Source organism: Kytococcus sp. Marseille-QA3725 (assembly GCF_054950055.1).
The window spans coordinates 1271243-1285055 of the sequence record NZ_JBUCLA010000001.1 but is presented as its reverse complement, the minus strand read 5'-3'; the positions used below and the strand labels follow the sequence as shown (position 1 = coordinate 1285055).

The following is a 13813-nucleotide window of genomic DNA, read 5'->3' as shown; positions in this document are numbered from 1 at the left end:
GGCCCTTCGTGTGTCCCGAGCGCCCCTCAGCGCCTGGCCTGGCGGGGGACCAGGACCTCCTCGTAGATGAGCAGCAGCCCGGCCGCGGTCGGGATGGCCAGCAGAGCGCCCAGCATCCCGCCGAGGGTGCCGCCGATCAGCGCGGCCACCACCGTGACGGCCCCGGGTACCGAGACGGTGCGCTTCATGATGTTCGGGACGATCACGTAGTTCTCGACCTGCTGGTAGATCAGGTAGTAGGCGCACACGATCAGGGCCGTCTGCACGGACTGGCTCAGCGCGATCAGAGCCACCACCACGGCGCCGATCGTGGCACCGACCAGCGGGATGAGCCCGAGGAAGCCGACCAGCACAGCCAGCACGGCGGCGTACGGGATGCCGAGCACGGTCATCACGACCCAGCTGCACACGCCGTTGATGGTGGCCACCGCGAACTGGCCGGCGGCGTACCCGCCCACCCGGCGCATGATCTCCTCGGCCAGCTGCTGGAAGCGCTCGCGCCGGGAGGCCGGGACCAGCCGGTAGCCCGCCCGCTTCACCTGGGGGAGGGTGGCCAGCAGGTAGAGCGTCAGGACCAGCACCGTGAACGCGCCGAAGGCACCGGTGGCCAGCACCCGTCCCAGGCCGAGGACCCCGCCGGTCAGCTGGCCGGTGAGCTCACCGGAGTTCACCCGCTTCTGGAGCTCGTTCTGGAAGCGGTCGGTCAGTTGGAAGTCCTGGTCGGCCTGCTGGATCCACTCCTGCTCCAGGAAGGCCTGCGTGTAGGTGGGCGCGTCGTAGAACAGCGCGGTCGACTCGTCGACGATCGGCGGGATGACCAGCGCCCCGATGCCGGTGAACGCCACCAGCAGCCAGAGGAACACCACGGTCACCGCGCCGGAGCGCCGCAGGCCCCGCCGCATCAGCTGCTCGACCACCGGGTTGAGCGTCAGCGCGAGGAAGACCGGCACGATGACCAGCGTGATGACGAAGGTCAGGTGCCGGGCGGCCACGGCCACGCCCAGCGCCGTGAGCACCCCGAGGGTCGTGACGAAGCCCAGACCGAAGGCCCCGTGCTCCAGCAGGCGGGCACGGGGCTTCGGGGGCACGTCCGGGGTGCGGGTGCTCATGGGCCGGAGGGGACGGCGGCGTCCCGGCTCAGTGGGAGTCGGCGGCCGGCTCGACCAGCTCGACCAGCACGCCGCCGGCGTCCTTCGGGTGGATGAAGTTCACCCGGCTGTTGCTGGTGCCGCGACGGGGGGCCTCGTACAGCAGACGCAGGCCGCGCTGGCGCAGGGTGGTCGAGACGGCCTCGATGTCCTCGACGCGGTAGGCCACCTGCTGCATGCCCGGGCCCTTGGAGTCCAGGAACTTCGCGATGGTCGAGTCCGGCGTCAGCGGTGCCAGCAGCTGGATGTGCGAGTCGCCGATGCGCATCATCGCCTCGCGGACACCCTGCTCCGGGTTCTCCTCGGTGTGGGCGAGCTCCATGCCCAGCACGTCACGGTGGAAGGCGATGGCCTCGTCGAGGTCGGAGACGGCCAGACCGACGTGGTCGATGGCGGTGAACAGGGTCCCGGGCTGCGGCGTCGACTGCATGGCCACACAGTAGTCGCCGGCCTCGGGGACGGGGGACCGGGAGTGTCTCCGGTCACATCCGGGTTACGCTGCACGACGGCGACCGCCGTGCAGACCGACCGGCGCCCCGGCCCAACCCGTGGAGGAAGCATGTCCGACAACACCACCGTCATCGTCTCCGGCGCCCGCACCCCGATGGGGCGCATGCAGGGTGCCCTGGGCAGCCTCTCCGGCGCCGAGCTGGGCGGCGTGGCCATCAAGGCGGCCCTGGAGCGCGGCAAGGTCTCGCCTGAGAAGGTCGACTACGTGATCATGGGGCAGGTCCTGACCGCCGGTGCCGGTCAGATCCCGGCCCGCCAGGCGGCCGTCAAGGGCGGCGTCTCCATGGACGTGCCGGCGCTGACCATCAACAAGGTCTGCCTGTCCGGCCTGGACGCCATCGCGCTGGCCGACCAGACCATCCGTGCCGGCGAGTTCGACTGCGTCGTGGCCGGTGGCCAGGAGTCGATGACGAACGCCCCGCACCTGCTGCCGAAGTCCCGTGGCGGCTTCAAGTACGGCGACGTGACCCTCAAGGACCACATGGACCTCGACGGCCTGTGGGACGCCTTCACCGACCAGGCGATGGGCGGCCTCACCGAGTCGGCCAACAACGAGGACCGCGGCGGTGAGCTGAGCCGCGAGGAGCAGGACGCCTTCGCCGCCCGCTCCCACCAGCGCGCCGCGCAGGCCACCGAGAAGGGGATCTTCGGCGAGGAGATCGCCCCGGTGAGCGTGCCGCAGCGCAAGGGCGACCCGATCGAGGTGACCGTCGACGAGGGCATCCGCCCGGACACCACCACCGAGTCCCTGGGCAGGCTGCGTCCGGCCTTCCGCAAGGACGGCACCATCACCGCCGGCTCGGCCTCGCAGATCTCCGACGGTGCCTGCGCCGTGGTCGTCATGAAGAAGTCCGAGGCCGAGGCGCAGGGCCTGGACTGGATCGCCGAGATCGGTGCCCACGGCGTCGTCTCCGGCCCGGACTCCAGCCTGCAGCTGCAGCCGGCCAACGCCATCCGCGCCGCGCTGGCCAAGGAGGGCCTGTCGGTCGAGGACGTGGACCTGTTCGAGATCAACGAGGCCTTCGCCGCCGTCGGCATCGCCAGCGCCAAGGAGCTGGGCGTCAGCGAGGACAAGGTGAACGTCAACGGCGGTGCGATCGCGCTGGGTCACCCGATCGGCATGTCCGGTGCACGCCTGGTGCACACCCTGGCGCTGGAGCTGAAGCGCCGCGGTGGTGGCGTCGGCGTGGCCGCCCTCTGCGGTGGTGGCGGTCAGGGTGACGCCCTGGTCGTGCGCGTGCCGAAGGCCTGAACGACGTGCTGGTCGCCTTCAGCATCGCCCCGTCCTCGGAGGACCCCGACGGCGGCGTGAGCGAGGCCGTGGCCCGGGCGGTGGGCATCGTCCGGGCCTCCGGTCTGCCCAACCGCACGGACTCGATGTTCACCACCCTCGAGGGGGAGTGGGACGAGTGCATGGCGGTCGTCAAGGAGTGCGTGGACACCCTCGCGGCGGAGTCGCCGCGGGTGTCGCTGGTGCTCAAGGCGGACGTCCGGCCCGGGTGGACCGGTCAGTTGGACGCGAAGGTGCAGAGGGTCGAGCAGCACCTCGCAGAGGGATCGACGGACGCCTCGTAAGGTTGAGGCAATCGGGCCCACGGGCCCCGTCCGATCCCCATCCCTCCCAGGAGGAAGCATGACCTCCCAGCCCATGCCCCGCGGCCTGCACGGCGCGGTCGACCTGACCGGCCTCAAGCAGCAGCAGGTGCAGGCCGCGACCTCCGGTGGCCAGGCCGCCGGAGGTGCGCCCGCCCCCGGGGGCGACCCCTCGTCGGCGGTCCCGGCCGGTGACCCGCGGGCCACCGTCGTCGCGGTTGACCTGGACACCTTCGCTGCGGTGCTGCAGGACTCGGCGACCGTGCCGGCCGTGCTCGTGCTGTGGAGCCCGGAGATCCCCGGGGCGCTGGAGTACGTGCAGATGATGGAGCGCGTCGCCGTCTCCCACGAGGGTGCCTACCGGCTGGCCACCGCGAACGTGGCCGCCCACCCGGAGATGCTCGAGGCCTTCCAGATGCCGCGGCTGCCGGAGGTCATGACCATCGCGGTCATGCACGGGCAGCCGATGCCGCTCTACGGCGGCGCGCAGCCCGAGGACGAGGTGCAGGCAGTCATGCAGAACCTGCTCTCGGCCGCCGCGCAGAACGGCGTGACCGGCCGGGCGATGCCGGGTGTGTCCGGCTCGGTGTCCGGCGACGGGCCGGAGCAGGCGGCGACGGCGCAGGAGGCTCCCCAGGAGGAGCCGCTCTCGCCGCGCCTGGAGGAGGCGTACACCGCCATCGACTCCGGCGACTTCGACCGTGCCGTCGAGGCGTTCGACGCCCGTCTGGCCGAGGAGCCGACCGACGAGGAGGCCCGGCTGGGCCGGCAGCAGGTGGTGCTGCTGCAGCGTGCCGGAGCGCTGGACGCGACGGCCGTCCGCGAGCAGGCGGCCGCGGAGCCGGCGAACGTCGAGGTGCAGCTGCAGGCGGCTGACCTGGACATGCTCGGTGGTCACGTGGAGGACGCGTTCGACCGCCTCGTCGACACGGTGAAGGTGACCGCGGACGAGGACCGCACCGCGGCCCGGGAGCGGCTGCTGGAGCTGTTCGAGATGGTCGGCTCGGCCGACCCGCGGGTGCGCACGGCGCGCAGTCGCCTCATGAGCGCACTGTTCTGAGGGGCGTCCGGTCCGGCCCGGCACAGGGGTGGAGGGGAGCAGGGCGCAGGTACCTGATCCGGTGGAGCTGTTCGAGCGCATCGCCGGCGTCTCCGCCGACCTGCGAGCGGTCCGTGGTCTCCTGTGGCGCGTGGGATCGGACGACCTGGCTCCGGCCGTCGGCCTGCTGGGGGAGCTGGTGCGGGCCACCGAGGCCGCCATGACGGGCGTCACCGCGGAGGCCCACGAGCGCGGAGTCGTGAACGCCTCCCGGTCTGCGGGGTCCACGGCCTGGGTGCGTGAGCAGGCGGGCATCACCGAGCCCGGGCGCGCCCACGCCCTGGCGCAGGTGGCCGAGGCGCTCTGCGAACCCGGCACGGTGCCCCTCGCGGACGCCGTCTGGGAAGGCTCCGTCCCGGTGTCCGCGGGGTACACCATGCTGCGGGAGTCCGACCGCAACCTCCCGCTGCTGCCCGGGGCCGATCGTGCCCAGGTGCTGGGCTACTTCCTTGGCCACGCGGCTGGGCTGCACACGCTGGGTCAGCGCACCACGAGCCGGGACCTGCTGCAGCTGTCCCGTGAGGTCCAGGCCCGTTTCGGTGGGGATCGTCTGGACGACCGGGACGATCTGGCCAAGGAGTGCTCGTCCCTCACCGAACGGACCCTGCCCACCGGGCTGGTGCGCTTCCAGGTGGACCTCAACCAGCCGGACGCCGCGCGTCTGCGGGCAGCGGTCGACGGCCTGTCGGCACCGCGCAAGGAGGTCGACGAGGCGGGCGTGCCCCGTCGTGACCCGCGGAGCCCGGGGCGTCGCCGTGCCGACGCCCTGCTGGAGATCGTCGAACGTGCCCAGGCAGCGGACGAGACGGGCCGGGCCGCCGGCTGTGGTCTGGCCGGGTCCACGACCCTCATCGTGACGATGGACCACGAGACCCTGGCCCGGCGGCTGCAGGAGCGGTCGCCGGACGGTGACCGGGTCGGCTGGGGGCGTGGTCTCGCCGGTCCGGTGGAGGACGCCGGGCCCACGAGCCACGCGACGACGGTCAACGGGGTGGTGCCACGCGCACCACATCAGGCACTGGGCGGACGGGGGAGCGACCGACCTGGCCAACCTCGCGCTGCTCTGCCAGCGGCACCACACCGTCGTGCACCGGGAGCGGCTGACGGCCAACCGCGACGGGGGCCGCTGGGTCTGGCACGACGCCAGCGACCCTCCGGAACCGCTGGACGCTGGGCTCAGCCCTCCAGGTCCGGGGTGAACCAGACGGCCCCCAGCGGGGGCACCCGGACGACCGCCGAGGCGGGCTGCCCGTCCCACGGGACGTCCTCGGCGTGGACCTCACCGAGGTTGCCGACGCCCGACCCGCCGTACTCGGTGGCGTCGGTGTTCAGCAGCTCCCGCCAGCGTCCGGTGTGCGGGAGCCCGATCCGGAACTCCTCGTGGGGGCCACCGGAGAAGTTCACGACCACCGCGACGGTGCCGCCCTGCTGCTCGGGCTGCTCCCCGAAGCGCAGGAAGCTGATGACGTTGCCGGCGGCGTTCTCGGAGTCGATCCAGCGGAAGCCCGCCGGCTCGTGGTCCACCTGCCAGAGGGCGGGGAGCTCCCCGTACCGGGCGTTGAGGTCCTGCACCGCCTTGCGGACCCCGCTGCGCAGCGGGTCGTCCTCGATGTCGAAGTCCAGCGAGGCGCCCTCGGACCACTCCCTCGGCACCCCGAGCTCGGAACCCATGAAGAGCAGCTTCTTGCCCGGGTGCGCCCACATGAACGCGAGGTAGGCCCGTACGCCGGCGTACTTCTGCCAGGTGTCGCCGGGCATCTTCGTGACCAGCGAGCCCTTGCCGTGCACGACCTCGTCGTGGCTGATGGGCAGCACGTAGCGCTCGGAGAACGCGTAGACCATCGAGAAGGTGAGGTCGTGGTGGTGGTACTGGCGGTGCACCGGGTCCTTGGACACGTACTCCAGCGAGTCGTGCATCCAGCCCATGTTCCACTTCATCGAGAAGCCGAGACCACCGGCGTGCGTGGGGGCGGTGACCCCCGGCCAGGCGGTCGACTCCTCGGCCACCGTCACGACACCCGGGAAAAGCCGGTGCGCCGTCGCGTTGGTCTCCTGCAGGAGCTGCACGGCCTCCAGGTTCTCCCGGCCGCCGTACTGGTTCGGGGCCCACTGACCGTCCGTGCGGGAGTAGTCCAGGTAGAGCATCGAGGCGACCGCGTCGACGCGGATGCCGTCGATGTGGAACTCCTCCATCCAGTACAGGACGTTGGCCACCAGGAAGTTGCGCACCTCGTGCCGACCGAAGTCGAACACGTGGGTGCCCCAGTCGGGGTGGTCACCGCGGCGCGGGTCCGGGTGCTCGTAGAGCGGCTGCCCGTCGAAGCGCGCCAGGGCCCACTCGTCCTTCGGGAAGTGCCCGGGGACCCAGTCGAGGATCACCCCGATGTCCGCGGCGTGCAGGGCGTCGACGAGGTGACGCAGCTCGTCCGGCGACCCGAAGCGCGAGGTGGGCGCGTAGTACCCCGTGACCTGGTAGCCCCAGCTGGGCGCGTAGGGGTGCTCGGCCACGGGCAGCAGCTCCACGTGGGTGAAGCCCATGGACCGCACGTGGTCCACCAGCTCGTCGGCGAGCTCGGTGTAGCTCAGTCCCTTGCGCCAGGAGCCGAGGTGCACCTCGTACACCGACATCGGCTGCGTCTGCGGGTCACGCTCCTCGCGGCGGGTCATCCAGTCCGTGTCGGTCCACGCGAACTCCGAGGCCCAGCTGTCGTCCACGACGGAGGCCGTGTGCGGCGGCACCTCCGCGCGCCGGGCCATCGGGTCGGCCTTCGTCACCGTGCCGCCCTCGGCGGTGGTGATCTGGAACTTGTACCGCTCACCGGCGGCGATGCCGGGCACGAACAGCTCCCACACCCCGCTGCTGCCGAGGCTGCGCATCGGGTGACCGGTGCCGTCCCAGTGGTTGAAGTCACCGACCACGCGCACCCCGCGGGCATTCGGCGCCCAGACGGTGAAGCTCACACCGCTGGTGGTTCCCATGGGCCCCTCGTGCTCCTGCACCCGGGCACCCAGCACGCTCCAGAGCCGCTCGTGGCGCCCTTCACCAATGAGGTGGAGGTCCATCTCCCCGATGCTCGGCAGGTGCCGATAGCCGTCGTCCTCGGTCCTGGGCTGTGCCATCTGACCCCCGCGGTGGGCCGTGGCGACGTCCGGCATGGGCCACATCACCTCGAGGCGGTAGTCCGTCGGCGCCACTCCCGGCAGGTGGGCCCCGAAGATGCCCTCCTCGAGGTGCTCGAGCTCGTGCTGCGAGCCGTCGGGCAGCAGGGCCAGCACTCGGCGGGCCCCGGGCCGCAGCGCACGGATGACCACCCCGTCGTCCACCGAGTGCAGACCCAGGAGCGCGTGGGGGTCGTGCGAGCGGCCCTCGACGATCCGACGGGCCACCTCGCGGCTGATGTGGGCAGGGCCCCGGTCCTCCGTGTCCGACTGCCCGAACGCGAAGCGGGTCGACCCACCGCGGGGGCGGCCGTCGTCCACCCGGGGCCGTTCGTCGGAGTCACCGGGGACGCCGGGGGCACTCGGGGCCCCCGGGGCGCTGGAGGTACCCGGGGAGCGGACCTCACCGGTGGACCGGGAGGTGTCGGTGGGCGACGCGGCTGCCGAGGGGGAATCGGGCGTGCCGTCCCGGTCGGACGTGTCGCCGGAGCCGGGAGCACCGGGTGCTTCGTCGTGACCGGACGCCTTCCCGTCCTCGGGGGTGCCACCGGAGGCACCGTCGTGGGCCGACGTCGGGTGGCCGGGCGCCTCGCCGGGGCCCGAGGCGGCGTCGTGGCCGGTGTGACCCGTGCGACTCGCGTGACCGGAGCCGGCACCCGCGTCGTGCCGCGCCGCGTGGTCCTCGGCGCCACCGGCACCCCCGGCAGTACCCGGGGCACCGGTACCGGCAGCGCCCTCGGCACCCTCGTCACCTGCGGCGCCCTCTGCACCCGTAGCACCGGCAGCACCCTCAGCCCCCAGGGCTCCGCTGGTGTCGGCGTCCTCCGTGGAGCCCTCACCTGCCGGGGCGGCCGCCACACCGAGCTGCACGCCCAGCATCCGCTCCAGGGCACGGGTCGGGATGTTCGCCCAGCCCGGACGGTTGCGCTGCTCGTAGACCACCTCGTAGAAGGCCTTGTCCACCTCGAGCGCCTCGCGCAGGGCACGGGGACCAGTCGATTCCTCGCCGGCCACCGACTCGTACCCCTCGAGGAAGGCACCCCGGGCCCGCTCGGCCCACCGGTCGAGGTCCGCCACCTCCTCGGGGTCCGTGGTGTCCCGGGTCAGTGCCCCGGCGACGTAGTCGAACGACCGGAGCATCCCCGCCAGATCACGCAGCGGCAGGTCCGGGGCACGCCGCTCGGCCACCGGCCGCTGGGGCTCACCCTCGAAGTCCAGCACCACCCAGCCGCGGTCGGGCACGTCGAGCACCTGCCCCAGGTGCAGGTCACCGTGCACCCGCTGCAGCAGCGGCCAGTCGAGGGCCTCCAGCGCTTCGATGCGCGCGGTGGCCTCCTCGCGCAGCGGCGCCAGCTCCGGGGCCTGCGCCATGGCCTGCTCCAGCCGGCTGCGCAGCCGGTCGGTGAGCTCGTCCCGATGCACGTGGTCCACGGGGACCGTGCCCAGGGCCTGCGAGAGCTCGGCGTGCACCCGGGCGACGCACTCACCCAGCCGCCGGGCCGGCTTCACGAACTTCTTGCCCTTGCGCGCAGCCTTCAGGGCCACCTGCCAGGCGTCCTTCACGTCACCCAGGTACTCGCTCGCGAAGGCCAGGTGCCCCCGGGTCTCGCTGCCGGTGTCCGGGTCGGGCCAGGTGCCCTCGACCGCCCCGATGGGGGTGGGGATGCTCTTCGACCCCCGCCGCGCGAGCTCGAGCTGCAGCTCCACGTCAGGGTTGGCACCCGGCTGCACCACGCGGAACAGCTTGATGATCGCGGTCTCCCGGTGCGGTGCGTTGGGCCGACCGCCCAGCGTGGTGACGATGATCGAGGTGTTCGACTGCTCCGTGGCCAGCACCCGCGACCCGGTCACGATGTACGGCGGCTTGTGCGGCCGGCGTGCCTTGAGCTGGGTCCCCTTCATCTGCGAGGCACCCTCGCCGTAGGTGGACTCGCGGTGGGCCATCGCCATGATCGCCGCGGCGTAGGCGGGGTCGTGCGCCGCGTCGTGCACGGTGCCGACGGCCGCGGGGTCGTCCGACAGCCCCATCGACGCGAGGTGCACCCGCCCGAGCCGCCCCGGCAGCTGCGAGGCCTTCCCGTCGGTGGAGTCCGGGTGCACCGTCAGCGGCACCTGGTAGATCGTCGCCGGCTCGGTCGCCCGGTCGGCCACGTAGACGGTGGACAGGGCGACGGTCGCACCGCCCGGGTCCACCACGTCCCCCATGCGGATGGTGCCGATGCGCTGCAGCCGGGGCTGGTGGCCCTTGCCGGTGAACCACCGCTGCTGGGGGATCCACTCCTCGAGCAGGTGCTTCAGGCTCGTCGTCATGCTGTGTGCTCCCTGGGGGTGTCGTGTGCGGTGATCGGGTGCAGCCCGGGCCCATGGTCGGGATCATCGGGCTCCCGCCGCAGGCCGAACCAGAAGAACTGGTGCGAGCCGAGGGTGAGGTGGAGGCTGCCGTGCTCGTCGGCCTCCGGGAAGCCCCGGCCGCCGAACAGGTCGACGAGCGAGCTGTCCGCGTGGTCGGCGCCCAGGTGCAGGCGGACGCCCTGCGGGCGGGTGGAGAGATTCATGACGCACAGCACCTCGTTCTCACCCACCACGTGGGTGTCCTCGACGAGGGTGCGCGGGTCGACCCAGCGGGTGAACGCCAGCACGGCCGGGTTGTCGGCCTCCACCGCGGTGAAGTCACCGAGCCCGAACACGCTGTGCTGCTTGCGCAGGGCCAGCATGCCGCGGGTCCAGTTGAGCAGCGAGTGGCCCTGGGCCATCTGCGACTCGACGTTCACGGCGCTGTGGTTGTACGCCAGCGACTGGATCACCGGCAGGTACAGCTTGCCCGGGTCGGCGGTGGAGAAGCCCGCGTTGCGGTCCGGCGTCCACTGCATCGGGGTGCGGACGGCGTCCCGGTCGTCGAGCCAGATGTTGTCGCCCATCCCGATCTCGTCGCCGTAGTACAGGCAGGGTGAGCCGGGCAGGGAAAGCAGCATCGCGTTGACGAGCTCGAGCTCCGAGCGTGCGTTGTCCAGCAGCGGCGCCAGCCGTCGTCGGATGCCGACGTTCGCCCGCATGCGCGGGTCCGGGGCGTACCAGCCGTACATCGCGGCGCGCTCGGAGGTCGAGACCATCTCCAGCGTCAGCTCGTCGTGGTTGCGCAGGAAGGTGCCCCACTGACCACCCACCGGGATCTCCGGCGTCTCGGCCAGCACGTCGGTGATCGGGGCGGCCTTCTCCTCGCGCAGCGCGTAGAAGAGCCGCGGCATCACCGGGAAGTGGAAGCACATCTGGCACTCCGGGCGCTCCGGGGTGCCGAAGTAGTCCACCACCTCGTCGGGCATCTGGTTGGCCTCGGCCAGCAGGATGCGTCCCGGGTACTCGCGGTCCACCATCTCCCGCAGGTCGGCGAGGATCTCGTGGGTGGCCGGGTCGTTCTCGCAGTTCGTGCCCTCGGTCTCGATGAGATAGGGAACCGCGTCCAGCCGGAACCCGTCGATCCCGAGGTCCAGCCAGAAGCGCACGACGTCGAACATCGCCTCGCGCACCGCCGGGTTCTCCCAGTTCAGGTCCGGCTGGTGGGAGAAGAAACGGTGCCAGTAGAACTGCCGGCGCACCGGGTCGAAGCTCCAGTTGGACTCCTCGGTGTCCACGAAGATGATCCGTGCCTCGGAGTACTTCGTGTCGTCGTCGGACCACACGTAGAAGTCGCCGTACTCGCCCTCGGGGTCCGAGCGCGACGCCTGGAACCACGGGTGCGCGTCGCTGGTGTGGTTCATCACCAGGTCGGTGATGATGCGGATGCCCCGGGCGTGCGCCTGGCTCACCAGCTCGGTGAACTCCGGCAGGGTCCCGAACTCCGGCAGCACCGCCGTGTAGTCGGCGATGTCGTAGCCGCCGTCGCGCAGCGGGGAGGCGTAGAAGGGCGGCAGCCAGAGGCAGTCGATGCCGAGCCACTGCAGGTAGTCCAGCCGCCGGATGAGCCCGCTGAAGTCACCCGATCCCGACGCGGTCGTGTCGTCGAAGGCCCGGGTGAGCACCTCGTAGAAGACCGCGGTGCGGTACCAGTGCGGGTCGTGCCGCAGGCCCGGCTGGTGCAGGTCCATGGGGGAGAAGGGACTCATCGGACCACCTCCACGAGGTGGATCGGCTCGGCGTCGACACCGAGGCGCACGTACACCGCGTCGCCCCACTGCCAGGTCTCGTCGGTCACCACGTCGTGGGCGGTGAAGCCGCTGCCCGACTCGAGCCCCAGGGCCGTCAGGTCCCAGCGCACCGTGGCCTCGACGGTCGTGTGGGGGTTGAGATTGGCCACCACCAGCACCAGGTCGTCGGTGTTGCGGCCCGCCTCGTCCGTCACGCGTCGGCGCTTGGAGTAGGCGATGACCTCGTGGTGGTCGGTCTCGTGGAAGTGCAGGGACCGCAGGGTCCGCAGGGCCGGGTGATCGGCCCGGAAGCGGTTCACCAGGGCGAGGAAGCCCGACAGGTCGGGCCGGTCGGCCACCCCGGCGGCCTCGCGCGCCTCGACCAGGGCCTCCCGGGCGTCGTCGGTCAGCCCCTCCCAGCCCGCGGGGCCGGGGTCCAGGTCCCACCGGCGGTCCACGTACTGGTACTTCTCGTTGTCGACGTGCTCCTCGGCGCCCGGCCGCGGCACCGACTCGCAGTGCTCGTACCCGGCGTAGATGCCGTAGGTGGGCACCAGGGTGGCCGCCAGCGCTGCCCGCAGGCGGTGGGCGTGCGCACCCCCGTTCTGCATGAACGGGGTCAGGATGTCGTGCGTCGTCGGCCAGAAGCTCGGGCGCATGTAGGCCGCGGCCGGGCCGGCGAGCTCCCGGCAGTACTCCGTGAGCTCCTCCTTGGTGTGGCGCCACGCGTAGTAGGTGTACGACTGCTGGAAGCCCACCTTGGCCAGGGTGTGCATCATCGCCGGCCTGGTGAACGCCTCGGCCAGCCAGACGGTCTCCGGGTGCTCCCGGGCCACGTCGGCGATGAGCCACTGCCAGAACTCGACCGGCTTGGTGTGCGGGTTGTCGACGCGGAAGAGCCGCACCCCGTGGTCCAGCCACACCTGGATCACGCGGCGGATCTCGGCGGCGATGCCCTGCGGGTCGTCGTCGAAGTTCAGCGGGTAGATGTCCTGGTACTTCTTGGGTGGGTTCTCCGCGTAGGCGATCGTCCCGTCGGCCCGCTGCGTGAACCACTCCGGGTGCTCGGTCACCCACGGGTGGTCGGGGGAGCACTGCAGGGCCAGGTCGAGCGCCACCTCGAGGCCCAGCTCTCGCGCCCGCGCGACGAAGCCGTCGAAGTCCTCCCAGTCCCCGAGCTCCGGGTGCAGGGCGTCGTGGCCACCCTCCGGGCCACCGATCGCGTACGGGGAGCCGGGATCCTCCTCGCCCGCGTCAAGGGTGTTGTTCGGCCCCTTGCGGAAGGTGCTGCCGATGGGGTGGACCGGGGTCAGGTAGACGACGTCGAAGCCCATCTCCGCCACCGCGGGCAGGCGCTCTGCGGCCGTCGCGAAGGTGCCGCTGGTCCATCGGCCGGTCACCGGGTCCTGCCGGGCACCCTCGGAGCGGGGGAAGAACTCGTACCAGGCACCGGCGAGCGCGAGCTCCCGCTCGACCCACAGCGCCGTCGCGGGGGAGGGGGAGACGAGCTCCCGCAGCGGGTAGCACGCCAGTGCCTCGGTGACCGACGGGTTCGTCGCCGCGGCCAGGCGCTCGGTGGGACCGAGCCGCGAGTCGCCCAGCCGGTCTGCCGCGGTGCTCAAGACCGCAGCCGCCTGCTCCCGCGTGAGGCTCGGCTCACCGACCCCGCAGACCGCGACGCTGGCCCCCGAGCGCACGGCCTCGGCCGCCCGCTGGAGCACGAGCACGCCCTCGGCGAGCATCAGATCGGTGTCCACGCCGGCCTCGATCTTCACCGTCGCCGCGTGGCGCCAGGTGCCGACCGGGTCGCTCCACCCCTCGACCTGCAGGGACCACACACCCGGCGAGGGGGCGTGGACGGCCGTCGCCCAGTGGTCCAGCCCGGGATTCAGACAGGTCATCGACCACCGGTGCTCGACCCCCTCCGGCGAGGTGAGCAGGGCGGTCGCGGAGACCGCGTCGTGCCCCTCGCGGAAGACGGTGGCCGTGACGGTGACGCTCTCGTCGACCACGCTCTTGGAGGGGAACCGCCCACCGTCCACGGTGGGCTGCACGTCGATGACGGGGATGCGCCCGATCGGGCTCTGTCCTGCGCGGGGGAACGAGGCGGCGGAGGCGTTCACGCCTGCGACCCTATGGGATCGGCTCCCCGCCCGGCGAGGGGCGTTCCGGGCCGTGGGAGG

Annotated in this window: 9 protein-coding genes and 1 pseudogene; 5 read left to right on the top strand and 5 right to left on the bottom strand. The window is 72.0% G+C overall.

Annotated elements, in window-relative coordinates:
- Window positions 1-26 precede the first annotated feature (26 nt).
- Both ACY8FT_RS05895 and mce read right to left on the bottom strand, forming a co-directional pair.
- Window positions 27-1109 carry an AI-2E family transporter gene (locus ACY8FT_RS05895; RefSeq protein WP_462417978.1) on the bottom strand — a complete coding sequence of 361 codons (1083 nt, stop codon included), beginning with the start codon at window positions 1107-1109 and terminating at the stop codon, window positions 27-29.
- 28 nt (window positions 1110-1137) lie between these two features.
- Window positions 1138-1578, bottom strand: a complete 441-nt coding sequence (gene mce, locus ACY8FT_RS05890) for a methylmalonyl-CoA epimerase (RefSeq protein ID WP_462417977.1) — start codon at window positions 1576-1578, stop codon at window positions 1138-1140.
- A gap of 129 nt (window positions 1579-1707) precedes the next feature.
- Between mce and ACY8FT_RS05885 the strand changes: the two genes are divergently transcribed.
- From ACY8FT_RS05885 to ACY8FT_RS05865, 5 genes and pseudogenes are all read left to right on the top strand, one after another.
- On the top strand, window positions 1708-2910 hold the full coding sequence (locus ACY8FT_RS05885; RefSeq protein ID WP_462417976.1) for an acetyl-CoA C-acetyltransferase: 1203 nt from the start codon (window positions 1708-1710) through the stop codon (window positions 2908-2910).
- Between the two features lie 5 nt (window positions 2911-2915).
- Window positions 2916-3233 (top strand): thiamine-binding protein, encoded by a 318-nt coding sequence (locus tag ACY8FT_RS05880; RefSeq protein ID WP_462417975.1) that lies wholly within the window; start codon window positions 2916-2918, stop codon window positions 3231-3233.
- A 58-nt stretch (window positions 3234-3291) separates the two neighbouring features.
- The gene (locus ACY8FT_RS05875) at window positions 3292-4311 is read left to right on the top strand and encodes a co-chaperone YbbN (protein WP_462417974.1); all 1020 of its coding nucleotides are present in this window, start codon (window positions 3292-3294) and stop codon (window positions 4309-4311) included.
- A gap of 199 nt (window positions 4312-4510) precedes the next feature.
- Window positions 4511-5206, top strand: a pseudogene (locus tag ACY8FT_RS05870) (DUF222 domain-containing protein); the annotation flags it as partial.
- A 52-nt stretch (window positions 5207-5258) separates the two neighbouring features.
- Window positions 5259-5549, top strand: a complete 291-nt coding sequence (locus ACY8FT_RS05865) for an HNH endonuclease signature motif containing protein (protein WP_462417973.1) — start codon at window positions 5259-5261, stop codon at window positions 5547-5549.
- Here ACY8FT_RS05865 and glgB read toward each other — a convergent pair.
- The 3 genes from glgB to ACY8FT_RS05850 are packed head-to-tail and all read right to left on the bottom strand — an operon-like array spanning window position 5527 to window position 13753.
- Window positions 5527-9819, bottom strand: a complete 4293-nt coding sequence (gene glgB / locus ACY8FT_RS05860; RefSeq protein ID WP_462417972.1) for a 1,4-alpha-glucan branching protein GlgB — start codon at window positions 9817-9819, stop codon at window positions 5527-5529. The two genes, ACY8FT_RS05865 and glgB, sit on opposite strands and share 23 nt — an antisense overlap.
- Window positions 9816-11609: a maltose alpha-D-glucosyltransferase gene (gene treS / locus ACY8FT_RS05855; protein WP_462417971.1), complete on the bottom strand. Its 1794-nt coding sequence runs from the start codon at window positions 11607-11609 to the stop codon at window positions 9816-9818. Before treS ends, glgB begins: the two co-directional genes overlap by 4 nt.
- Window positions 11606-13753 carry a maltotransferase domain-containing protein gene (locus ACY8FT_RS05850; RefSeq protein WP_462417970.1) on the bottom strand — a complete coding sequence of 716 codons (2148 nt, stop codon included), beginning with the start codon at window positions 13751-13753 and terminating at the stop codon, window positions 11606-11608. The genes treS and ACY8FT_RS05850 overlap by 4 nt, the downstream gene beginning before the upstream one ends.
- Window positions 13754-13813 lie beyond the last annotated feature (60 nt).